The organism is Aquimarina hainanensis, assembly GCF_042684685.1.
Taxonomy (GTDB): domain Bacteria; phylum Bacteroidota; class Bacteroidia; order Flavobacteriales; family Flavobacteriaceae; genus Aquimarina; species Aquimarina hainanensis.
Window position 1 is genome coordinate 17,037 of record NZ_JBHULX010000003.1, and the last position, 24,470, is coordinate 41,506.

Annotated in this window: 24 protein-coding genes; 2 read left to right on the forward strand and 22 right to left on the reverse strand. The window is 32.9% G+C overall.

Going from position 1 to position 24,470, the window contains the following annotated elements; all coding sequences use genetic code 11:
* Window positions 1-540: 540 nt before the first annotated feature.
* The 4 genes from ACFSTE_RS04095 to ACFSTE_RS04110 all read right to left on the reverse strand — a co-directional run bounded on the left by ACFSTE_RS04095 (window position 541) and on the right by ACFSTE_RS04110 (window position 3,796).
* A complete protein-coding gene (locus ACFSTE_RS04095; RefSeq protein ID WP_176029519.1) occupies window positions 541-924 on the reverse strand; it encodes a hypothetical protein in 384 nt (127 codons plus the stop codon).
* 76 nt (window positions 925-1,000) lie between these two features.
* Window positions 1,001-1,948, reverse strand: coding sequence for a TolB family protein (locus ACFSTE_RS04100; RefSeq protein WP_378255946.1), 948 nt, complete (start codon window positions 1,946-1,948; stop codon window positions 1,001-1,003).
* A 262-nt stretch (window positions 1,949-2,210) separates the two neighbouring features.
* Complete coding sequence (locus ACFSTE_RS04105) at window positions 2,211-3,080, reverse strand: AraC family transcriptional regulator (protein WP_378255944.1); 870 nt, start codon at window positions 3,078-3,080, stop codon at window positions 2,211-2,213.
* A 92-nt stretch (window positions 3,081-3,172) separates the two neighbouring features.
* Window positions 3,173-3,796, reverse strand: a complete 624-nt coding sequence (locus ACFSTE_RS04110) for a trimeric intracellular cation channel family protein (RefSeq protein WP_176029522.1) — start codon at window positions 3,794-3,796, stop codon at window positions 3,173-3,175.
* Window positions 3,797-4,032: 236 nt separating this feature from the next.
* Between ACFSTE_RS04110 and trxB the strand changes: the two genes are divergently transcribed.
* Window positions 4,033-5,001 carry a thioredoxin-disulfide reductase gene (gene trxB, locus ACFSTE_RS04115; RefSeq protein ID WP_176029523.1) on the forward strand — a complete coding sequence of 323 codons (969 nt, stop codon included), beginning with the start codon at window positions 4,033-4,035 and terminating at the stop codon, window positions 4,999-5,001.
* An 88-nt stretch (window positions 5,002-5,089) separates the two neighbouring features.
* Here trxB and bla read toward each other — a convergent pair whose 3' ends face one another.
* The 18 genes from bla to ACFSTE_RS04205 all read right to left on the reverse strand — a co-directional run bounded on the left by bla (window position 5,090) and on the right by ACFSTE_RS04205 (window position 23,204).
* Window positions 5,090-5,842 (reverse strand): subclass B1 metallo-beta-lactamase, encoded by a 753-nt coding sequence (gene bla / locus ACFSTE_RS04120; RefSeq protein ID WP_378255941.1) that lies wholly within the window; start codon window positions 5,840-5,842, stop codon window positions 5,090-5,092.
* A 114-nt stretch (window positions 5,843-5,956) separates the two neighbouring features.
* A complete protein-coding gene (locus ACFSTE_RS04125) occupies window positions 5,957-6,853 on the reverse strand; it encodes a DUF5694 domain-containing protein (protein ID WP_378255939.1) in 897 nt (298 codons plus the stop codon).
* A 162-nt stretch (window positions 6,854-7,015) separates the two neighbouring features.
* The gene (locus ACFSTE_RS04130) at window positions 7,016-7,546 is read right to left on the reverse strand and encodes an SRPBCC family protein (protein WP_378255937.1); all 531 of its coding nucleotides are present in this window, start codon (window positions 7,544-7,546) and stop codon (window positions 7,016-7,018) included.
* A 62-nt stretch (window positions 7,547-7,608) separates the two neighbouring features.
* Window positions 7,609-7,962, reverse strand: coding sequence for a hypothetical protein (locus ACFSTE_RS04135; protein WP_378255935.1), 354 nt, complete (start codon window positions 7,960-7,962; stop codon window positions 7,609-7,611).
* A gap of 84 nt (window positions 7,963-8,046) precedes the next feature.
* On the reverse strand, window positions 8,047-8,745 hold the full coding sequence (locus tag ACFSTE_RS04140) for a hypothetical protein (RefSeq protein WP_378255933.1): 699 nt from the start codon (window positions 8,743-8,745) through the stop codon (window positions 8,047-8,049).
* Between the two features lie 11 nt (window positions 8,746-8,756).
* Window positions 8,757-9,332: a Crp/Fnr family transcriptional regulator gene (locus ACFSTE_RS04145; protein WP_176029529.1), complete on the reverse strand. Its 576-nt coding sequence runs from the start codon at window positions 9,330-9,332 to the stop codon at window positions 8,757-8,759.
* A 183-nt stretch (window positions 9,333-9,515) separates the two neighbouring features.
* Window positions 9,516-10,859, reverse strand: coding sequence for a phospholipase (locus tag ACFSTE_RS04150; protein ID WP_378255931.1), 1,344 nt, complete (start codon window positions 10,857-10,859; stop codon window positions 9,516-9,518).
* A 312-nt stretch (window positions 10,860-11,171) separates the two neighbouring features.
* Window positions 11,172-11,666: a hypothetical protein gene (locus tag ACFSTE_RS04155; protein ID WP_378255929.1), complete on the reverse strand. Its 495-nt coding sequence runs from the start codon at window positions 11,664-11,666 to the stop codon at window positions 11,172-11,174.
* Between the two features lie 370 nt (window positions 11,667-12,036).
* Window positions 12,037-13,461, reverse strand: coding sequence for a S41 family peptidase (locus tag ACFSTE_RS04160; RefSeq protein ID WP_378255927.1), 1,425 nt, complete (start codon window positions 13,459-13,461; stop codon window positions 12,037-12,039).
* Between the two features lie 362 nt (window positions 13,462-13,823).
* Window positions 13,824-14,270 (reverse strand): GNAT family N-acetyltransferase, encoded by a 447-nt coding sequence (locus ACFSTE_RS04165; RefSeq protein ID WP_378255925.1) that lies wholly within the window; start codon window positions 14,268-14,270, stop codon window positions 13,824-13,826.
* 50 nt (window positions 14,271-14,320) lie between these two features.
* Window positions 14,321-16,093 (reverse strand): CocE/NonD family hydrolase, encoded by a 1,773-nt coding sequence (locus tag ACFSTE_RS04170; RefSeq protein ID WP_378255923.1) that lies wholly within the window; start codon window positions 16,091-16,093, stop codon window positions 14,321-14,323.
* A gap of 444 nt (window positions 16,094-16,537) precedes the next feature.
* Complete coding sequence (locus ACFSTE_RS04175; protein WP_378255921.1) at window positions 16,538-17,320, reverse strand: hypothetical protein; 783 nt, start codon at window positions 17,318-17,320, stop codon at window positions 16,538-16,540.
* 142 nt (window positions 17,321-17,462) lie between these two features.
* A complete protein-coding gene (locus tag ACFSTE_RS04180) occupies window positions 17,463-17,798 on the reverse strand; it encodes a hypothetical protein (RefSeq protein WP_176029536.1) in 336 nt (111 codons plus the stop codon).
* A 269-nt stretch (window positions 17,799-18,067) separates the two neighbouring features.
* Window positions 18,068-18,214 carry a hypothetical protein gene (locus ACFSTE_RS04185; protein ID WP_378255919.1) on the reverse strand — a complete coding sequence of 49 codons (147 nt, stop codon included), beginning with the start codon at window positions 18,212-18,214 and terminating at the stop codon, window positions 18,068-18,070.
* A 338-nt stretch (window positions 18,215-18,552) separates the two neighbouring features.
* The gene (locus tag ACFSTE_RS04190; RefSeq protein WP_378255917.1) at window positions 18,553-19,311 is read right to left on the reverse strand and encodes a hypothetical protein; all 759 of its coding nucleotides are present in this window, start codon (window positions 19,309-19,311) and stop codon (window positions 18,553-18,555) included.
* Between the two features lie 196 nt (window positions 19,312-19,507).
* Complete coding sequence (locus tag ACFSTE_RS04195) at window positions 19,508-20,170, reverse strand: DUF805 domain-containing protein (protein ID WP_176029539.1); 663 nt, start codon at window positions 20,168-20,170, stop codon at window positions 19,508-19,510.
* A 131-nt stretch (window positions 20,171-20,301) separates the two neighbouring features.
* The gene (locus ACFSTE_RS04200; protein WP_378255915.1) at window positions 20,302-21,213 is read right to left on the reverse strand and encodes a hypothetical protein; all 912 of its coding nucleotides are present in this window, start codon (window positions 21,211-21,213) and stop codon (window positions 20,302-20,304) included.
* A gap of 731 nt (window positions 21,214-21,944) precedes the next feature.
* Window positions 21,945-23,204, reverse strand: a complete 1,260-nt coding sequence (locus ACFSTE_RS04205; RefSeq protein WP_378255913.1) for a hypothetical protein — start codon at window positions 23,202-23,204, stop codon at window positions 21,945-21,947.
* Window positions 23,205-23,577: 373 nt separating this feature from the next.
* Here ACFSTE_RS04205 and ACFSTE_RS04210 point away from each other — a divergent pair, with 373 nt between their 5' ends.
* A complete protein-coding gene (locus ACFSTE_RS04210) occupies window positions 23,578-24,435 on the forward strand; it encodes a leucine-rich repeat domain-containing protein (RefSeq protein WP_378255911.1) in 858 nt (285 codons plus the stop codon).
* Window positions 24,436-24,470 lie beyond the last annotated feature (35 nt).

A 24,470-nucleotide genomic window follows, 5' to 3' on the forward strand; every position in this document is an offset into this window, starting at 1 on the left:
TGTTATATTTTATTGTAAATCAGCTTTATTCGTTTTTGGTTGTAGCAGGATGTATAATAAAAATAACAATCTGTAAGAATTCTGTTCCCTATAGCTAATGGATAAAAATCCACCTAGAAAATACTTTCTCAGTAATTTTTCTTTAATAAATGATTATATAGTCTTTATGCAGGAATTAGATTGTGCACTGCTATCAATACAGAGAGCATTTTTTAATATTTATAGTGAAATAGCATAGTTCAATGTCACATTCACAATACAGCTTGCTATCTGTTTTTTTTAGAAAGAAGTATATTGATGCTGATAGCCAATTCCTGGTTTTGTCGAATTTATTTCGCAACTACATTTCTAAACATAGAAAACACTATTACCAAATACTCGTTTTATATAGTAGTAGATAATTAAGGTGTAAAATGTCGGACCTATCCCGAATTACAATTTACTTCCTGTGAATGTGTTGTATATTAGTACTGAGGTAACTCATATATTTATATAGAGACTTTACCTGCTGATGTTTGTAGTAGAAACCTATAAATTCGTTCAAGCTTTATTAGGAGGGTGGTCGATACTGCGAATAATATCGAATGGGTGTAATTCTTTTAAAGACCAGTTGTTTTTTTGCAGAGAAGTAAGAGAGGCATAGTGTAATGCATAACTCTTGTTTTTTTCAAAATAGAGTGGTAAAAATGTTTCTGCATTTATAACGATTCCATCATTTTGATCGGAGCTACTTTGTTTTTGTATATTGAGTTGTTTGTTCAAAAAACATTTCCCGTTACAGTTCAGCATTGGTCGTTTTTTGTTGACACAGTATTTCTCTACGATATAATCAATGTTAAGCTGGTAATAGAGAATAGAACTAATCTCCATCGTTGGACGAATGGCAAAGGAAATAAAAAGAAGTATGGAAAAAACAATTCTCACTAGTACCTGCAAAATTAGGCAGCAAAGGTACTAATGAAATTTGTTTTCCCCTACAAAATCTCAAAAAGTTAAGCAATCACTTTTTGAGTATATCAAGTCGTGCACTATAGATTCTACTCAAGCCATTTTCATATTGAAAAATTATATCAGTTAACTGTTTGATATTTTGAGGCTTATTAAGGTGAGGGTTGATCGTGTTCTTTTTACTAGTGAAGTAAATAGTTTTGGTTTTTGTATCATAGAACGGGCAATAATCCATCGTGCTGCTGTTAATTTGAGTCATGTTTTCAGAAGGTGTCCATTGTCCTTCTTTATTTTTATACGATATGTATAGATCTCCACTTCCGGTTCCTCCTTTGCGCTTGTATGCTGTATATAATATGAAAGACTCATCAGGAGCTACAAAAGCATTAAATTCCATTCCTTTGGTATTGATAGCTTCGCTTAACGATATAGGAGTGGTATAGCTATTGTTTTTCCACTCACTCATAAAAATATCATCTTGTCCTTTTGTAGGAGTAGCAGTGCTGGTGTAGTATAAATTACCATTAGTGGCAATCGAGGGATAAAATTCATCTTTTTCGGTATTTACAGGAGCTCCTAGATTGATTGGATCGGACCATGGGGCATTTTTACTCTCCCTTCTGATAAACCAAATATCATAGTCTGTAGCTTTTGGGTTTATTTTTCCGGTATTCCTGTTAGAAACAAAATATAATTGTAACCCATCAGGAGAGAACATAGGCTCCATATCATGAAATTGTCCGGAGAAAGGAGCGATAGAAGGAGCTGACCAGGTAGTTCCTTTTTTAGTGATTTTTACAATTGCTGAAATTTCTCCAAAAAAACTTTGCATTGTGAAATATGCTTCATCTTGTGTCGGTGCCATTGTAAAATCACGTAATTGCCCTAATTCAGAAGTGATTTCTGGTAAAACAGGAGTTACTTCTATGGCATTTTTTTCCTGTGAGAAAGAATAGGATAATGATAAGAGATACATAAAAATTAAGTAATACGACTTCATAGGTAGTACGATTTCTTTTTGATTGGTTTATTAAAAAATAGTGAAGGAAAAGGAAATAAAGCCAATACCTTTTGATAGTACTTAATAAATTAAATAGTAGGCACTAAATGAGGTTTGATCTTTTGGGATAAGCTAGGAAAACTGCATATTTATCGAGTTGCTTATGTTGATACCTTCTCTTCACATGGTCGAAAACTAACTATTATTCTCAGGAGTTCTTGTTAAAGAGTTATTAAATATTTTCGGGGGGACCATCTCCGATTTATACAATAGGAATATAAATTTCAGTAAGAAGATCTTCTTCTTTTGTATCATTACTGTCATTTAAATAAAATTCTAAGGTAGGTGCATCATGTAATTCAAATTCCTCTTCTAATATGAACTGAGCATAGATTCGATCGTATGTTTCTAGAGATGATTCATGGCTTCCCTTATGAATAAACTTGGCATATTTTTGTTCTTTAATTGTTTTGGTTGTAAATAAACCATCCTTTGTATATTGAGAGGGATCTTTTATACAGATAGCGGCGTGATATCTCCAATGGATAGTTTCTGTAATTGCTTCATCGTCCAGAATTTCTGCCATATAGATAGTATCCTCAGTAAGCATATTCTTTCTAGTTGCATATCGGATCAATTGATCCCATGTTTTTTCAATTCCTTTAAGGTCATCATGTCGCCCCTTATATTCCAAAAAGAGAATTTTCATATCAGGGAGTATTTCTATTTCATAGGGAAGTTCTTTTTTTGGAGTAGTGCTTTCGGGATAAAGGCTTTTATGAACGATGTTTTGTTGTAGCTTAATGGATTCTCTGAAAGATGATGGAGCACATCCGAATTTGTTTTTAAAGGCTTTACTAAAAGCAGCAAGATCACTATATCCTATTTCGAAAGCGATGTCACTGACAGGAGCATTAGAAAATTTTAAATACTCGGCTGCTTTTTCTAATCGCAATCGTTTTATATGCTGTCCAACCGTTTCATGATGTAATGCCATAAAGATACGGTTGATATTTCTGTAAGAATAAAAACAAATGTTTTCTATATCTGTAACTGTGATCTCTTCTTTGTAGTTTGTCTGTATATAATCAATCAGTGCTTTATACCGATCTAATTGTGTTTGGTGGTTCATAGCGTATATGTTAATTCTATACAATACTACGCCAAATTAGGACATGGGATATTGTCCATCTAGGACAATAGTTAACTAGTAAGGTAGTATGTTTATGATTCTTTATTATTTTTTACAGTAAATAAGGGAAGTGAAACCTTGTAGGTAACTACGAGTAATCGAATAGAAATAATAAGTAATACCGTAGCGATATAAATAATATTAGCTTTTACATGAAATGCATTCAGTACTAAAAAGCAAATACCTCCTAAGATAGAAACCATTGCATAGATTTCTTTTCTAAAAATGACTGGGATTTCATTACAAAGAATATCCCGGATAACACCACCGAAACAACCAGTTATTGCGCCAAGTGAAATACAAAAAATAGGATCCAATCCGGTTCTTATTCCTGCTTCGACCCCAATGATAGTAAAAACGCCTAGTCCGATAGAATCAAACAAAAACAAAGATTTTTTTAGATAATACAACTTATTTCTAAAAATAATAGATAAAGTGGTTACACAACCAATAAGATAGATGGTTAATGTGCTTTGCATCCAGGATACAGGTGTCTGTCCTATAAGTACATCTCTAACAGTTCCTCCTCCAATAGCGGTAACAAATGCAATAATAAAAATCCCAAAAAGATCAAACTTTCTATTCATTGCACTCAATGCACCCGAGATTGCACAGGCTGTTACTCCCAATAAATCTAATGCATCAAAAAGAGTCATTTCTTTTTAGGCAAAAATAGGGGATCTGCTATTAATAATAAAAAAAAGAGAAATAGATTTTAGGTTTTCTCCAGAGGTGCTAAACCACATGTAAAACCTCAGTATATGGGCAAAGAGAAGAAATTAATTTAGCCAGATTCATTGTCCCGATTTATATCAGCATAATTATTCTTAATGATTTTACTGTAAGTTTTCTGATCAAATTGCTACTTTTACCTTACGTAAATTAGAATAACATGTCAGATACTATTGAAAGAATAAAATGTTTGATTATAGGTTCTGGTCCGGCAGGATATACTGCTGCGATTTATGCATCCAGAGCAGATATGAAACCTGTAGTATATACAGGATTAGAGCCGGGAGGTCAATTAACAACGACTACAGAGGTTGACAATTTTCCAGGGTATCCGGAAGGCGTAGATGGTCCTACGATGATGGTGCAGTTACAGCAACAGGCAGAACGCTTTGGTACTGAGGTACGTATAGGAATGGTTACCAATGTAGAATTTAGTAAAGAAGTTGGAGGAATTCATAAAGTGACTGTAGACAACTCTAAAGAGATTGAAGCAGAAACAATTATTATCTCTACAGGAGCTACTGCAAAATACTTAGGATTGCCAAGTGAGCAACGCCTGAGAGGAGGAGGAGTATCTGCATGTGCGGTATGTGATGGATTTTTCTATAAAGGACAAGATGTAGCTATTGTTGGAGCAGGAGATACAGCTGCAGAAGAGGCAACCTATTTGGCAAATATCTGTAATTCGGTAACCATGTTGATCCGTAAGGATTATATGAGAGCTTCCAAAGCAATGCAGCATAGAGTAACTAGTACAGAAAATATTAAGGTATTGTATAACACTGAGGTAGATGAAGTATTAGGAGAGCAGGTCGTAGAGGGATTGCGAATGGTTAATAATCAAACAGGAAAAAAAGAAGATATTAAAATCACCGGATTGTTTATCGCTATCGGGCATAAACCAAATACAGATATCTTTAAAGGACAGGTAGATATGGACGATACTGGATATATCATAACAAAAGGAAAATCTACCAAAACTAATATACCGGGAGTTTTTGCTTCAGGAGATGTACAGGATAAAGAGTACAGACAAGCAGTTACTGCTGCAGGAACAGGATGTATGGCAGCTTTAGATGCAGAACGTTATTTAGCATCTATAGAAACTGGAGAAAAGGTTTCTGCATAGGGACAGACTATAAAAATAAGCACTTCGATGTGCACATTATCCGCTCCATTCTGTAAAAGAATGGAGTTTTTTTTAGTAAATGATAGATTTATTCTACAGAGGAATTTTGAAACAATTCGATAGTATATTGTAATAACTCCTGATTTCCTGTAGCACCATGTCCTGGAATCACGATTTCAACTTCATTATATTTAGAAGTGATGCGTTTAACCGTTTCTGACCATTCCTGTACATTTGCATCGTTCAGATTTCCTTTTTTAGCACCTAAGGACTTTATGAGACAACCGCCAAAAAGGATTTTTTCTGAAGGGAAATAGCTAATAATATTATCAGCAGTATGTCCTTCTCCTATGAAACTATTGATTACTTTTTTAGTCCCCACTTTGATCTCCATAGAAGTATCAAAACCATTTTTAGGTAATTCTTTCTTTGCTGATTTAGCCAGGTCAATTGTTTTAGTATTGGCATATGATGGTATTTTCCGATCGTGAAATGCCTGTAATCCTCCAAGACAATCTATATGAAAATGAGTAGTGACAACTCCTGTAATAGTTGAAGAGAGGCTGTCCTCTATCCAATTAATTAGTTCTGTAGCAACCTTATTATCTGCTGGTGTGTCAAAAACGATTGCCTCATTAGTATCAGTAACAATCATCCCATTACAGGGGACATTGCCATATTCTTTGGTTTTGAGGTAGGTAATATGCTGATAGGCATGAGGGCTTAGCTGGATGATTTTCATAGAAGAACTCTCATATACATAAGAAGGTGCTTCTTTTTGATTTTTACATGATAGAAAAAATATCAGAATACCGATATAGCTACTAAACAGTTTATTCATACCTGTAGAGAGTTATTTTATTTATAAAATCAGATGGGATTAAAGCGCTAATGTATAAAAACTAGCTCAAAATTAGTGAGAAGAGAAACTTAATTTTCTTTTAAGAACTATTTATTATTCGTCTGTTAGATAATCTGTTATTTCTGCGTATTGAATTACGTTACTGTTTCGATAAAAATCATTCAGAATTGCACTATGTCCTGCTCCTATAATAACCAGAATCCGATCTTTTTTCTCGGTAATTCGATCAATATTGTGCTTGATATGAATATTTCGTTTGTACCAATTAGTGACATAGGTAATTGAAGGAGCATTTTCTAGTTCGGAACTGGTTAGAATATGATCGAGGTATAAATTTCTATTAAAGTCTTCTCCTTCTTTGGTATTAATAGTAATGAGTGTTTTTCCTATGGAATGTTCTTTCAGGTAAGCAGTGTGTTTTTTACCATATGTACTGGCATTTTTAATAGTAGTAGAGAAAGAGTCCATTAATCCATGTTTGTTGAGATGAGCGACTAAATCTTCATCTCCTAAATTCATGTGTTTATCAATACCATAGAGTTTTTTATGACCAAGTTTTTTGGCAAGTCTGAACCCGATTTGGTAAAGTTCATTAATAGGCAATTCGAATTCGTTGTTCAGGTATTTAGAAAATTGCAGATTCAGTGTATCTGTATAAGATGGTTCTCGTTCTACCAATATTTTTGTAGGTCTGTACATAGCTAATTGTGCTACGATTTCCTTCATTTCTTTTTGCCGTTTAGGAGAGAACCCATCTTCTAGAACAATAGCAGAGTAATCACTAGTGTTTGCAAAATGAAAGGTTCCCAGAATAGCAATCACAGGTTGTTTATCAGATATCTCCGATATTGGAGACACTGTTTTTTCTTCTGTAATAGTTTGTTTTTCGTTTTTACAGCTAAAAATCAATGTAACCACCCCTATAAGAATACATATTTTCTTCATTGGTTTCTTTTTAGATTGAACAGTTGGATGCAATTTGCCTGTCATTTCGGTTCTTTTATGCGTACTATTTCTTTATACTAAGATATGTTCTTTGTAAGAAGAATGTTACTATGCCAAGTATTGGATTTTTCATTTTTGTTATAAATGCCTAAAAGCCTCTATAAAAATGAGGCTTGTAGAAAGAGATATCTCTTTGACAGAAAAACGTTATTTATTTGCTTCGACTACTTTTTTTAGTAATTCCATCCCTCGTGTATTCATTTTTATCATGTCTTTCTTTACTCCGAATATCCACATAAAGAAGGCATCGACAAATCCAGATTTTAGGGTGAAATTCTGGGTTACTTTGGTAGTGGTTCCTTCCTGTGAAAATGAGTACTCAAAAAGAGGGCTGGATACAAATGGTTTCTGAATTTCACATCCCATTTTAATGTAGTGAAGTGGTTGGATATCTTTGATTTCCTGATATCCTACATCTTTTCCATTATTTCCTATCCAGTGATATTGTGCTCCTACGTTTCCGTCTTCTCCTGTTATCTGTATTTTTTGAGAAGGATCAGCTTCTAAAAAGGGAGACCATTTTTTGAAATTTTTCAAATATACAACCTGATCAAAAACGGTCTGCATATCACCGTGAATCTGTACGGTTCTAGTTATTCGAATATGTTGCAGGCTACGGGCTTGGTATAAAGCGTACCCTATCACTAAAACTATTAATAGTATAAATATTGGTATCATTTTTTTCATTTTTATCTATGTATTGAATTGTATGAGGTTATTTATCCGGAAAGGCTAACTGATTAGGAAATCATAGGAAGGATGGTACGAATTTCTACGGTACCTCCGATTTTCAGGATAGGACAGCTCTTAGCCATTTCAGTAACTTCTTCTATAGAATTAGCCTTAACAGTCATGGTTCCGCTGAGCGTCTGTTTTTGATGTATCAGGATTTCATTGCTCAATTGTTGATCGGGCATTAGTTGCCTTCCTTCAAAACCCAATTGATACGTATGAACCAGTTTTTCTTTGATCGCAATAGTGCCTATGAATGTGCCCCATTGCTCTTTTATATCAGCTTGTTCCTGTAGAGTAGGTTGATACTCAAAGTCAGGAATATACCTGAATAGCATCATAAAATAATGTTCTTTTTTCATCTGAATTAATATTAATGATTATTGATACATCAAAATTAAAAAGCAGAAAAAAGAAAAATCTTTGCTTATGACAAGAAATGACAATTATTGAAATTTTTTATGATACATTTTTAGATAAATGGAGAGGTGGATAAAAATAATTGTAGCAGGAGCAAAAGAAGGAATAAAACAATAGGGAAATTGTGTTAAAATATCAACTCCAAGATTTCCTGTATCAATGCTGATTTTGGTTAGTATAACAGCAGTGGCAGAGGTGATGAGAATATCTATCAGACCAAAACTATTCCAAAGAAAGGTTATTTTCTTGGCATATTTTTTTTGAGAGCGAATGGCTTTTGCTACATAAATACTACTGATAGCAGTAAGAATATCTCCTGTTCCTGCAATAATAGCAAATACTGGAGGGAGTTGTTGTTGCCATAATAAAATAAGAAAGAATACACCAATCAACCTGAAAATATGTACTGCTACTAATTGAGATAACGTACTCTCTTTTAATATCGTTTTATAAAATGTAGTGTTGTATACAATGAAGAGATAAAATAGGAGCAAAGGAACGGTTGTGACTAGTATGATACGGGGAGGTAATGCTTGTACATTAAATACGCCCATGAAACAGGCTATTGTAACACATGATAAATAGCTAAGATAAAAAAGAATGACAAAAGAAGATCTTTTCTTATAGGATGTTGTTTTTACCAATTTGGCAATTAACAGAATTGGAACAAGAATAGCCAGTAGAAATAAAACGGAAATAAAAATAGGAACTTGTGATGCAAACATAAAAAATGAATTTACAGAGTGATTTCTTTTCGTATTCGGCTTAAGGACGTGTCAGTGATTCCTAAATAGGTAGCAATATGTTTTAGAGGCACATTTTGAACCAGAGCCGGTTTTTCTTTTAGCAAATTCAAATACCGTTCTTTGGCATGATCTCCGATTATAGAAACAGAATGGTTTTTTAGTTCGAAATAATTATTAACCAGCCGTGTTCTTCCTACTTCTCTAAAAGCTTCTATGTGAAATAGTTTCATGAAGTCAGAAAAATTAATTTTCCAACATTTTCCTTTGGTTAGTGCTTGTATGGATTCTTTGCATGCTGTTTTTAGAAAATAAGAATGCCAGTCGATGACAATATCATTGCAGATAAAAAATTTAGTGGTAATATCATTGCCCTGCAAATCGAGGGTGTATGATCTCAAAAATCCGCTTTCTAAGAAGTAATAATAATTGGCTGTCTTTCCTTTTTCTATCAGGTATTCATTTTTAGAAAAAACAACTTCCTGAAATTGATCTATAACCAATTGAAGTTCTTCTTTACTAAAGTTTTCTGGCTTGAAAATAGTATATAGAAAGTGGGAGCTAGTCATAGATTATTAGGAATAAAAAGAGCTTAAAAACAGCTGTACAGGTTTACGATCATATGATATGTCTATAACAAATATACGAGAACTTTTAATGGGGTGATAAGGGGAACAGCCGCCTTTTTTATCATTAATAAGAAAGACGGCGTATGATAATAATCTAATTTTTTAAAATCATAGTGATCACTATCACTGTTGTTTGATTGTTATCTCCTGAGTTCCTTTATAGGAAGAAGAATATTTTTTTCCATTGATAATCAATTTTCGAATGGTTTTATTTTTTATATCAGAAAAACGAATTGCTATTTTTTTAGTTCTGGAAGTTGTTATCAATAATGTTTCTTCTTCTATTGTTGCCCATACTCTTGCAGTAGTTTTTTTGTGATTGAAGACAGAATACGTATGTCCTTGATTAAAAGCTCCTTCTATTTTTATTTTGTTATCTCCTCTTTTGATAGTAAGGGAGGTTTGATCTCCGGCAAGCTTATTTGCAATATAAAAATAAGGAGCGTATGGAGAGGTCATGGTATCTTTTTCCATCATTAGAATAATATCACCCTTTTTTACACCTATTTTTTTAGCGGTGCAAGTATCGCTTTTGAAATCACTTACTTTTAGACCGGGACCACGAAAACTATAGTCGTACTTAATCCCAAAAACAGCTTTGTCATTAAATATTTCCAATGAATATGGGGTGTGATTTGGATGTGCGTCTTTTGTTTTGGTATCCATTTCTAGAATGGATATCCACTCATAAGAATTATTTGATAGATCTGAGGTTTCCCAGGATATTTTATACTTGTTTCTACGAGTAGTTGTGGTAATAAAATCGATGAGTTTTTTTTGCTCTTTCTGTAGATAACTCATATCGTGATTTCCATCGACTTCACTAAAGGTAATGGCTGTATTAAATTTTTGCAAATATGAAATAGTAGGTTTAATTTGTTTTATAGGATATAACATATCTTTTTTCGTATTGATGATATAAGTAGGTTTATGATTTGAATTGGCGGGGTATAATGCATAAGTACCTAATTTATCAGCTACTTTTAGATGACCATTCATCGCTATAAAACCTGCAAAGGGTTCTGGATGAACCATTGATATATATAATGCTCCGGAGCCTCCGTCAGAAAATCCGCTTAGAAATATTTTGTCCTTATGTATAGCATATTTAGAAGCTACAATTTCAATTTCTTTTAGAATCATATCCATTCCGACAGGATCGAACCAGGTAGCTCCCTTCTGACCATAACAATACATTAAATAGAAACCTCCTTTTTCAGCCAGTTTAATGAGCTTAGACTTTTTCATATAGGCCAAAGGGTCTTTCTTAAGACTTTTGTTGGAGATGGCTCCGTGTAGATAGACTAGTAAAGGTCTTTTTTGTGTTTTGTTTATAGTTGTTGGCGTGTATAGTATAAAAGGACGCTCTATAGTATCAAGACACTGATACGTATGTTCATTAAATTTTCCAGTTTGTCCTGATACGATTATTGGTATTATTAGAAGTATGTATATAATTTTTTTCATTTGGGATAGTATCTTTATTTGATAAGATTTGGTCTTCTAGGTAAGAGACCGGGATTTTTCGAAATTCGAAGATATAAAACTATACCTAGCAATACTATCTATTAAAAATAGATTAACATATGTGATAAAAAATAAGGAGAAGGAAAAGTATATTCGTTTCTATTCCTTTAGAGGTTCAGAAGAAAGAAGGACAAGTTTTTAATCAAAAAAAGAAAGTGTAACTAATTACTTCGGTACACTTTAGAATTATATTAAGAAATGAATTATACTCTTGATTATCGATTGCATATATGTAATGTTAGAATTTTAGAATCAATCAGAAGATGGTCGATTGCGAATGGTGTTATTTTGAAACTGTTTTTCCAGCTCATAAGTATAGTACTCTCTTTTGGGGCTATTTTCAAAAATAGCTCCTCCCGTATCGATTATTTTTATTTCAAAATTTCGTTTGAAAATATAAACATCATTAAAAGCTTTAGATACATACATAAAAGCTAATAAAAATATGCCAAATCCAATCCAGAATAATTGAGATGCTAAGCGAGGAATACGAATAGGGCGTAATCTATTAATACAGTAACATATAGTTCCCCAAAACACAAAATAAATACCTAAGTCGATGCTCATTTCTAATATAAAATATTGAGTAGCCATTGATGTATGAAAGGCACGACATTTATAAATAAAAGGAAATCCGTAGAAAAAAGTATCCGTACCGTCGATAACAATTCCATACCACCATTGGGTCAGTACTCCAAATGAAATTATTGTGATAGGGAGGATACAACGTATAATAAGTCTAAACATTCTTGTTTTTTTTGTATTCATTCACGGCTGCAATTTTATCTTTCAGAAATAGTTAAGAAACAAACGAGATAATGCTTTGTGTAGGAATCTCAATAACGTTTCCTGAGTAGATTTACTCAATAACCGATGTCCATATTTGAGGGAGTTTACTCACTAAGTAAGATGTAAATACTCCGATACTTGTATCGGAATATTTTATAGTAGTTCCTTTGGTAGCTTTATGGGCTTACTTCGAGGGAATTTACTATTGTTAAAGAAATTAAGGTATCAGAGGAGGGAGTGATATCGTCATATGATCCATACAAAAGTAAGGGCTTTTTAATCAGGTAAAAAGCCCAGGTTTCTTAAAACTTTGTAAAAAAAAGATGTATTATGGTTTTTGTAATGCTTTTATAGCTTGTGAAATACGGGTTTTATCATTTTTCAGGTCATTAGCAATACTCCTAAAAAATGCTTGTCTTTCTTCTGGATACTTTAGCTCATAGTGAACAGGAATACCTTTATTCTCATAGCAGTTTCCGGCATTGTCCATATATATTTCATTGGATATAGAAAAATGCCATCCATTAGGAAGTGTTTTAGGTAATTCTGTAGACATTGCTCCAGAGGTGGGGCTTCCTATTCGTTTTACGTTCTTCATAGCCATGGAGGCAATAGAGAATGCTTCTGCTGCGCTACCTGTTTGTTGTGAAGTAAGAATATATACAGGTCTTGTATAAGCATTGTCAGTTGCTGGAATGTATAATGGAATTGTAGGAGAAAATTGTACTCCATACTTAAGTTTTTGTGTTGCGACCTGAAGCTTCTGAGGAATAAACCGGCTTAATATTTCAAAACTGACAGCATCCTGACCACCACCATTAAATCTAACGTCTATGATTAATGATTCCATATCAGACAGGTCATTCATTACCTGATCCATACTATTGGCTACACCGATTACTTCTTTTTCTATGTATGCTCCTTCATACATCTTATTAAAGGTTTCTACATAGGCATCTACATATCCTTTTTGTTTAATTAATGATTTAGGGATATCCAAGGCAGCGTATAACCACATTGCTTTTATTTGAATATACCCGGTTGTATCATTGAATTTTCCCCATTGAATTAGCCAGGAGTCTTTGGTCATTTCTTCTTCTAAGTGATGTTTAGCTACTATTTCTGCTATTTGAAAATCTCCATATTTGGGTAAATCCTCTTGCTCACTTTCCTCTTCAGTATTAAGTTGATCAATTAATGCAGAGGTGGTATCATCAGCCTCTAGATATGCATGATTGTCATTGAGCTTTTCTAATGTTTCTTCAATGACTTGATATAACTCTACATTAGTAGCATTTGAACCTAATTTTTCTTTTTGTGTCGTATATAAATCTTTCCAATTAATAGAATTAAGCTCCATAAAAGCATAATGCTCTTTTACGGTTTCAGCAAACACTTCAAAGTTGTATATAGGATCAGCTTTCTTTTCTGCTGTAACCGTAGTTGAGCACAGATCAGGGAGAGTGTCGGTTTTTAGAAATTTATAGGTAATTACCCCGTTTTGGAGGTAAAGTGTATCGTTCAGTATGCGCAAGGATTTTTCGATTTCTTGAAATGCTCCTTGCCGATTTAGGATACAAGATATAGGGGTTGTATCATAAAAAGAATAATGAGTACTATCTTTTATAGTAAGTATCCAACCAGAGGCGATTGATTCCCAATTTCCATTAAGAGACTGAAGAGGTGGTTGTTTTTTTTGACAAGCTGTAATTGCCCAAAAAATAAGGAGTATAAAAGTAATATTTGTTCGCATAAACTTAGATTTACTTAATGAGCTATTAATTTTCTGATGTTGTATCAACCAAAAAAATGTTTCTGAAAAGGATTGAGAAGCACCAGCAATAGTTTGTTCTTATAGATAACGGATATTGCTTGTTGTTACAGTTGTTCGAGAAAAAAACAGGAAATTATCTTATCCATAGAACTGTATAGAGGTAAGAAGATTATTATGACCGGAGCAATTAACATATGCTTTTTGCTTCGTAATTAAAAAGTAGTGATTAAGAAGTTAACAAGTTATCTGAACAGAAACCTGAGAGTATTTCTTATTGCCCAATATGTTGGGCAATAAGAAAATAGTTGATAATGTAATATGTTCTTTTTTTGGAGAGTCAGTTATTTAGTAGTCCATTCGTAATAATTAGCTCCTTCGTTTAATTCAAAACCTGTTTTAGGATACAATGAATTCCCTATGTGATTGGATTTCTCTGTCTCCAGAAACATTCCACATGCTTTAGAATCCTGTACCAGTTTTTTGGCCCTTTCGATAAGTTGTACTGATATCCCTAATCCTCTGGATTCCGGAGATACAAAAAGATCATTTAAGAGCCATAATTTTTGCATTCTGGTAGATGAGAAGAGAGGATATAATTGTACAAAGCCAAGAAGTTGATTTGTTTCATTTTCACAAACAAAAATTACGGAATCTTTATGCTGGATACGCTCGGTTAAAAAACGTTTGGCAGCATCAATATTTGATGGTTTTCTATAAAATACGCGATAACCGTCAAACAAAACGGCTAATTGCTCTAAATCATTACTATAAACTTCTCGTATGTTCATTTTTCCTGAGGGATGTAAATTGTTTAATAAAAAGCAAACAAAGATAATTGTTATTTTTTTATTGTTTTGACCGGGAGAATAAGTCTACTGGGGTATTTTTTATTGTGATATAACTTTATATGTGCTTTCTGTGCATGCTTTCCAGATTGTACAGAAGGATCGGTCCAGGAGTTATAATTCTTTTGTATTTCTGGAGAGTCAATAGTAGAAAAAATAAGTCTGATACGGCTTCCTTTTTTCAGTACCCTGCTAAAAAGGTTTTCTCCATCAAATGTATATTTTACAATCTCATTTTTAGGAACCTTTTGTGCTTTTTCAAGGTTATTTCGGTACCTGGCACGGAGGTAATCTTTTTGTAAAAATATAGAAGTATTGTCTGTAGTTATTTCATAAGCAGTAAACATAAAATCAGTATCAGGGACATCTATCGAAATATAGGCTTCGAAGCTAATTTTTCCGTTAACAGTAATGTTTTTTGATAGTGGCGCAGAATGATATACTAATTGATTAGCATCATTCGTATAGCTTTGACTAGTATAGTAATTGGAACTGGTATCCTGATAACTGGGGTTATCTATTCCTTTTTTAGTTAAAGGGTCATATATAATAGAATCGGGAAGTATATCTTTTGCAGGAGGAGATGTTGTTAATGTTCCTGAGGAAAATAAATCTCGCGCATTAGTGGTGGTTGATTCCAGGTAGAGAGATAATTGTTCGTTGGATAACAATGTTAAATCTGTTGTGTATTCCCATTGATTAGTTCCCATTTCATAATACATGACACGATTTTTGAGTATGGCAGGTTTTTCTTTTCCTTTTAGTGTCCAATTGAACCAATCCAGATACAATTGGTTCATATCAATGACTGCATTTTCACCAAATGTCAATCCTCCGAATTTACTTTTGGGGCTTCTGGTTCCCCCATGACTCCATGGTCCTATGAGCAAAAAATGATTTTTTACTGCTCTGGGATTTCCGTGCTTCATATGATCGTTATAATACAACATTGCTCCCGGCTGGTCAGCATCAAAATGACCTGTAATGGACAGAATGGGGATTTGAATTTTGTTGTTTTCTTCTGGAGTGAGGTAGAAGCTTTGCCAAAAGGTATCATGTGCAGGGTGGCTAAGCCATTTTTGAAATACCTTGTTTCGAGTTCCTACGATACTGTCATAAGCATAAAAAGGAATTTCTTTCTTGTATAATGCTTCTTGTTTGATTTGCCAAAACGCATTTCCAAATAATTTTCCATTTCTTGTTTTTCCACTGGTGAATGTTAACCAACGCAACATATAAGGGAAAAAAATATTATTGTATTTTGGGAAATCCCTTCCAGGACCTACTGAGGCAATAGGAATAATTGTTTTTAGGTTTTTGGGAAATTGCTTTAGGGTTAACCATTGATTCATTCCCCGATAAGATCCACCAAACATTCCGATATTCCCATCATTCCATGATTGTTGAGCAATCCAATTGATGATTTCGTATCCGTCTTTTCCATCGTGTTCGAAGGGGATGAATGTTCCTTCAGAGTTTCCTCTTCCTCTGCAATCAACTGTTACAAAAACGTATTCATTTCGCGCAAAGAAAAGCCCTCTAACGTGGTTTTCATCCGATACATAGGGAGTTATAATCAAGACAGTGGGATATTTTTTACTCAGATCATTGGGCATATAGATATTCGCTGAGAGTTGCGTTGCGTCAGTCATCTTTATTTTTTGATATAGCTTTAAGTGTATATCTAGTGAATCTGTCGATTGCGCGAATAAAGTAAGGTTGCTACTAATAAAAATAAATACAAAACTTAGAAAAATATTTTTCATGATGTGTGAGTGATATGTTAGTCCTTAGTGAATAAGTGTCGCAATAGTAAAAAACGTTACTAATTCAGGAATTGTATTTTTTATTGGCATCATCAAAGGATATAATACCTTAGGGTTTTCCCTGAAATTGAAAATTTGTTTCTAATGAATACTTCGTAAGCCTACCCTGAGGTAGTTTACTCTGATAATAGGAAGGGCATTATGGAAAGGTCAGAAAGAGAGGCTTCTTCTTAATAAATGAACTCTTTACCAAATAACCCCATAACTAAGAATCCTGTGATGCTCTAAGCATATATGATACAGTGATTCTATTTTGATAGGTAGTTCATTTAATCGTTTTTATGTCAGAACAATAGAAGAAGCCCCCTTTTTACTAGATAAGTGAGATTACAATTTATTTCTATAATGTTTTGTATACATGAAGGGATTGTTGCTTTCCATGCATCAGAATCGTTTTCTGATTTGATTAAAGATTCCCTTTAGAATCATTAGTATAATTTGCAAAACAAAGACAAAAATAAAGGCAACTACGATTCCTACGAGTATCATTAAACCGCTCACGACGATCCATCCATTAGCTAAGAAACCTAGAAAAATCCCTAATACCGTTAGAATAGCTATAGTAATGGAAATTGAGTACATCCATTTATCTTCGAGGTTCGAAGTATTTGTTTTTTTTAATAAAAAACCTTGTTTTCCCAAGAAATTATCAACTTCCATAAAAATATCGTGCTTGTCGTCACTTTTATGAGTAATGTAAAACTTATCTCCTTTTCTAAAACGAATCTCTTCTACGTCTATCAGTGCTGCCGGATATTCAAGATCGATATAACTCATTTTATTTTCTTCCGCTTTTTCGATGCACTCTAATTTGATGGTTCCGATCTGTTCTTTATCTGGATTAAGATATCCCTGAGGAAAGAAAAGGCGATCCATAGGAAGTTGTTCTTCTGTATTATCAGTTCTATAGGAGTAGCTAAATCCTTTGACACTTTCATCATCAAGAGAAACTTGTTCACACTTATAAAAAGCACCGGGTAGCTTCTTGATATACCCTATTTTATCATTTTCCAAATAGATTTCCATCCAGTTGATACCATTTCTCCTTTTTTCGCGATTAAAAGGAATCAGTTCTTGAGGGGTTAATGTCAAGATTTTTTTGGCATTGTTTTCATGATCAGCATATACAGGTAATGCCTGAAGTATTTTTAAGTAGCGTTTTTTCATATATAGTACTTTGATTCATATGGGTCGTATATATGTATGTCAAAAGCAGCTAAAATGTTACCGAATTTTCTGACATTTTTCAGCAAACATAGTGAAGGCATTTTTTGTATAGGTTGTATTATCCCTTAATTTGATTACTTATTCATGAGGAAGCAATCTCTTTTGTACATTTTGTTCCAAAAGATTCTTTATCAAAGAATACAAAGGTTTCGATATCCTGAAAAAAGGTTTTGATACTTGTTTTTTCATCGATTAGCCAATTACCATATCTATCTCTGATGCACTTATGGTTTTCATAAGAACCCGCCCAAATAGCCCAGTTACTTGCTATTGGGTAGTGTTTTGATAATGTTTTGACTAGCTTTTTTACACTGTAGTTTTCCGGAATATCCAAAAACTTATTATGTCGTGTCATGTCATCTCCTGCACATACACTATCCCTGTCAGTTTCGACGGTAATGGTCTTTTGCCGAAACATATTCTTTATATTTAAAATGTATTTTTTACAAGTTTGGATCATAACAAACAAAGATTTTCCTGATATATGCTAGTTACCAAAAATAAAAAGATAGGGAGATAGTTACATAGTAGAATAAACTGTTTTTTGATATCTATATCCTATGCTGAAGGGATGGGAAGGTTATGCATCTTTAAAAAAGATAGCTTATCCCAATATCCACGTTGAAATTTGATTTTGCCGTCCATTACCTGAAAAAAACCACAGCCTCTTAGCCCTAAAGGATCTTTCTATTCCAAAATAGCCCAGTCTCCATCTTCAAAAATATTTATGGGAATGCAAGTCATATCAGCAGTGCTTAACTCAGTAGCAAACATTGCTCCGATAGCTTTTTTCCCTTTGACAGGGGGGATTAGCCACTTGATGATTAATAGCATCTGTATGGTATAATTCCATTATTTTATCGGCATTTCCTTCGTTAAAAATTTCAATCCATTTTTCTATTAGTTCTCTTGGTGTCATGAATTTTATAGGTATTACTGAATACGGGATTTCTTTTTTATAAAAGTAAGGAATATATCATATGTCATTATTTAAAGTAGATATGATTAATAAGGACTTAACAACAGATTAACAAGCGTTTTTTATTCTTATCTGATAGAAAGAATTTTTGTTTGAAAAGAGTGAGTCATATAAATACTATTTAGTTGATAATATATTGTCTCGAAATATTGGAGTAACTCTTTAGTTTATTTTCTGAAACCAGGTTTTAAGACTATATAGAAATACATTTAGTTGAAGTATAGATTTTTATCGCATATATATGAAATATAAGAAGTGCTAAAGTGAGGATGAAGTATAGACAAATTGATAAAGGCGTTTGATGATCTTGAAATGCAACAACTATTGTAAATGACAATAAAATAAGGAGTAAACAGATTAATACTATATGGTAAATTTTCTTAGTTACTCTCTTTTTTTGATAGGCCGTAAAAAATAAAGGAATGAAGAATATTAAGTTAGCAAGTAAGGGAGTGATTTCCATATATCGAATACTCATTACCATTGTATTGATCATAGAAAAAACAGCAATAAAAACAGCTATTTTATATAGGTGACTTTGATTCTGCTTATAAAATTCAAGAGGGGTGTAGTTATTTGCCTTTTTAGAAAAAATAGTAAAGAATAGTAAAGAAATACAAATACTATTAGAAAAAAAGATGAAAATGGCAATTCCATTATTAGAAATGATGCTATTACTTATAATTTGAAAATTCATAATCATCAGTCCTACGATGGCAATGATACCCGGACGATGAGCGTATTTGATCTCTTCGGGGGTTAAGGAAGCTCTTAGTTTAGGCAATGATACGGCAATAATAGAGAAGAATGAGGGGATGAGCCCTAATAGTAAAATAGTACGGGCTATAAATCGATGTGTCTCATAACCGATGTATAGGTATATAAATGCATTGAGTAATGTCAGAATAATGGTTAGATAATTAGCCTCTTTTTGGTTGTAATTGAGTAGCATATCGTTGGTTTTGGGTTATTGATGTACATTTGGTTATAGGTAAGTGTCGTTATAAAACAAAATGTTACTTTTTTATTTGGTTATCATGATGTTGTGATAAAAAAAATAATTTTTCAGAAGCAAAACCGGAGATTGATACATACAAAAAATAACCTCGAAAAGAGGTTATTTTTTTAGTCTATATAGGGTTCGTAAATTAGAAAAGAAATTGTGTAATCAAACTGTATAATTCCAATAAGATATATACGCCTCCAAGAATAAAAACTAGAAGTTGTTTAGTCTTGTCTTTTACAATAAAACCAAGTGCTAAAGGAATACAGGACCATACCAGCCCCATAAGTGTACTTAATGGTTTGAACCAGCCCAAACTATAAAAATTATCTATAATTTTCGGAAGAAAGGTATAAAATGTCCTAGAAAAAAGCATCCATGAAACAACCAAGATCAAAATAAGATCCCCATTGGATGATTGTTCTTCTATTGGGGCGATATCTTCAAATTGTTTAGGGTTAGGACCGTATTCATTTTCTCCGGGGTCACTATCCGTGGTAAAAAGAATGAGTAACCAGATAGCACCAATAAAAGGAATGAAAGCGATTAGAATCATCCAGCCACTTTTCCCAATATCATGTAAACGTCTTACAGCAACAGCTAATCCGGGAATAATGGTTGCCAAGGCATAAATCCCATAAAGAGGACCGTATCCGATTTCACGGATGGCGATTCCCAGCACATTGTCCAAAATAATTGCTACAATGGCGAATAAGAGATTGAAAAGTGCAAAGAACCAATATTCTTTTCTCCGTGCACGTCCATTAAATTCAGCGTATTTATTTAAAGCAGTAATATACCAATTCATAAAAGAGGGTTATTTAGTGTTTATTAATAATTTCTAATTACTAGCAATTTATCTTTTTCACATAAAAGATCAGTAGTCTTATAGATAATAAGTTATTCAAACTTCCAGGGGTGTCCCTTAAAAGTTAATTTTTAGTATGTTTCATATTCAAAAGATACTTTTATATCATCAAATGTCCTGGATGGATAATAATTGGGATACGCTTCTTCTTCATCAGATTTTGCACGACCACTATGCTCGATGACACTCAATAAGCCAGTTTTTTCATCTATCACATGTTTGTAATTAATTTCTTCATATCCAGGTGCAAACAAAGAATAATTATAAGAAATGCGTGTTGAGGTCAGATTATTTTTACTCTGAACCCCCAATTTATCATGTGTTAATATATAATGTAGTGAACTTATATTAAATATTGGGCTTTCAAATTTGGCATCAGATAGTGTTATTTTGGGCTTGGTATCATACTCATATCTTGCCGTGATAATGCGGTCATTAAAGGTTGTAATAGTTTCTTTAATATTTCCATTTTCATAAGAAAGATCAACAGTCTTGGTATTCGTATCATTAGTAAAGGTTTCTACTTTTATCAATCTGTTTTCAGTATAGGAATATTTTATAGAATCAGATTGGCTTACTGTTTGCCCGTTATTGAATTTTGTAATGGTCAATTGAGTAATATAGTCTACTGTATTATCTTTTAAATGTATCTCGTGCAATGCGGTCAGGTCCGCATTAGAAACATTATCCTCAATTTGTTTTAGTTGGATAAGAGATTCATTAGGATAGGTTACTTCAAAAAGACGCCCCCATTGGCGTATGTTTATAATTTTACCACTGTCGTCATAGATATACTCAAAATCATCAATGTAGTAAGGTTGATCAGCGCTGTGATTGAGATCTATTTTTGATAAACGATAATTAAGCTCCTGCACTTCTTCTTCATTTTTATCACCTGGATCAGATGGAGTTGCGTCGTCAGAAGAACATTGAATGCATAAAATAGCTGTTAAAAAAAATCCGATAAAATAAGGTACTTTCATAATTGATAAAGGGGTTAATATGCTATTGATTTTATTCGATCATTATGATGTAAATGTTTCAGGATTCCTCTTGAAATTAAAAGACATCTATTACACAATACCTCATACATTTGTTTAGAGGTAGTTTGTTATCGTTGATGCTTGCAAAATAGTGATAAAATAATACGTATAATTTTATTTGTTTGTAAATAAGTGTCATAAGTTATGTAAGTGTTACCTTTTTTGTGTTTGTACATTCAGGAAATCATTTTGTAAACAGATATATGACTTATTTTGAATTGTGTTATTTAACCTTTATAAAGAAACAATTGGAAAGTAGGTATAAAATAATAGAAAGTATCGATAATATAGCTGATTTGATAATCAATTAGCTATTAGTACACAGATAAATATTCTGTTTTGGTTCTGAGGAATAGAGAAATAATCAGGATTATCGGAGCAGTTATCTTTCCAAATATTAGATAAAGGTTCGCTAAAGGTCAGCTTTGAACTTTAAATAGGGGCTAATTGTTATGATAGAAAAAAGAAAACCTGGGATAACAGATAAAATAGGATTTGATTTTTATGGTTTGGTTATAGAAAAAATAACTATCACCAACAAAGTAAATGGTGCTGATAGTTAGTAAAGAAAAGTAATAAATTGTAAAGACTTGAATATTAAATTACTTATAACACTGATTAAAAGTGTTTTTTTCAGTTTTTATCTTTTATGGAGTAATAAAGGTTTAATATTATTTCTCTAATTTCTCCAATCGTGATTGTAATACTGCCATTTGCTGGGTTAACAATTGTAGTTGTTCGTTTTGCATTTCAAGTTTTTCTATCCTTGATTGTTGTTTTTTTATTTTATTTTGTTGAGCAATAGTATAGAGGGTTAATTCTTCAATTTTTTGAAGTAGTTTGGCATCCATATTTCCAAGAAAGAAACCATTTTTGGCTACTTCTTTTGCACTAGGAATATCTTGTAGGTGTCCTTTTTCTTTGATATAATTTTCAACTTCTTGTAAACTAGGAAGTATATAATCTTTTTCAAATACAAAATCAGGCCAAGTATTGTAGAGGGCTACTTTTACTTCTTCGGCAGCGATTTTTCCTTTTACACCTAGTTTAAATCCTTTTGTATTTGTTGTTCCTATTCCAACGTTTCCTGTTTCTGTAATTCTAAATCGTTCTACATTATTTGTCCCTATTGAGAACCACTTATTAGCAATTGTTCCTACAATCATATGTCCATTAGTATATAAGGTATTACCATCTAAATAAAGACTAGATCCATTATCCTGAACTCTTAGACCTGCATTAACAAGATTAGGAGATGAAATATTCCCGATAGTAGCATTTTTAAATATATGGACAAGACCATTCGAAGGAGAAGAGGTGCCAAAGCCAATATTCCCTCCTATATCATTAATGATTAGGTTTCCGGTATCATTTGCATTAGTACTAACACTTCTTATATAAAGATTTCCATCTGTCGCAATATGTTCAAAAACAAAGTGGTTATTGGTGTTAGAGGAAGTTCTGATTTTAAACTTATTTTCAAATTGAATACCATTAGCAGTTCCCAATCCATCTAAGTGTAATTTAGTCTCAGGAGTATTTGTTCCAATCCCAATATCTCCATTAGATCGTATTCTCATATATTCCGTTTCGTTTGCGAATAAAGCTAAACCAGAAAGATTAGCCCATGGACCTTCTTGTATTGAAGCAATTCCTCCCCACTTATAATCTTCATGATTCCAGGCATGTTTTAGCTGTAAACCAACCCCATATCCAGATATTGTTGCACTGTTTCTGGTGTTATTAATTACAGCAGGCCATGATATGGTATTTTCATCATCAACCAAAACATGGAATTTTGAGTAAGGAGTAGCAGTTCCTATCGAGACACTATCATTAGTGAAAACTTTTGTAGGAGTGTTGCTATCCCATTGAGCAAGTACTGTATAATGAATGGCTATACTGATAATAATAAATAGAAGTTTTTTCATTTTATGATTCGTTTGTTAAAAATATTTTTTGTTTTCCTTTTTATAAAAAATGTATTTTTTCCGATTTTATTAAGAATGTTTAGATTCTTACGGCAAACCTACAAAATGAAATGTAATAATTACTGCAACTACAGAAATTGGTTGAATTAAGAAAAAAGATACATTTTTATGTAGCTTTCTTCACAATATTTTATGACTACATTTTTTTAGGGAAAGGTAAAAACACCTAGCTTTGTTACGACAACAAGTATAGAGGGTAAAGGGAAAACTCGCTTGTTATTGATATTCGCATATACTTTGGATTTTTGATCAGTCCAAAAGATATGCAATGTGCCTTACTTCATTTTTATCAAAAACTATTAAAAAAAAATTGATGGGGTTAATTATAGAATCAATAAAAGGCTTTCTTACTAATATAATACGGAAAGAGAAATACTATTCTTTAAAAAAAGCGCTGCGAAACCCCGAGAGGGTTCGTGTTTTGAAGCTAACCAATGGGGATCTAAAAACGATTCCGACGACGATAGGACAATTGCGAAATCTGGAAATTTTAGAACTGTCTCATAATCAGTTGAGAAGTTTGCCGGAAGAAATGGGTGATCTTCATAAACTTAGAGAACTTTGGTTAGATTATAATCAATTAGAATACTTACCTTCATCTATGGTGAAATTACATAACCTGGAAGTATTGTGGGTGGATCATAATCCACTGACGGGTATTCCAGAGGGGGTGGAGGAGTTGCCTAATATACAGGAAATATCTCCAGGAAATCATTTTGTGAGGGAGGCTAAAAAGGGTAAAAGATCATTCGGTACGAGTAAATCAGGAGAGAAATTGCTGAAAGAAGCCATTCGGAATCCTAAGAATGTAGAGAGGTTATGTCTTTCTAATTATAATTTAGAAGAAATACCATCATCAATAGAAGCATTGACGAATCTCAAAGTGTTATTATTAAGTAATAATCAATTGACAAGTCTTCCTAAAGAAATAGGAGCGTTACAAAAACTGGAGGTGTTGATACTAAATAATAATCAATTGACGAGTATCCCTAAAGAGATAGTACAGCTACCTTTATTAAAAAAGATATCTGTTCGCGGGAATTGGTTAATGTCTATTCCTAAAGAAATAACTCAACTTCCGAGCATAGAAGAAATATGGGTAGATAAAGAACAGTATGCAATCATTCCCAAAGAGATTGAGCGATTACCAAGTTTAAAAAAAGTTTCCTGATGAAAGTAGTGATCTAGGGATAAGCGAGAAGTATC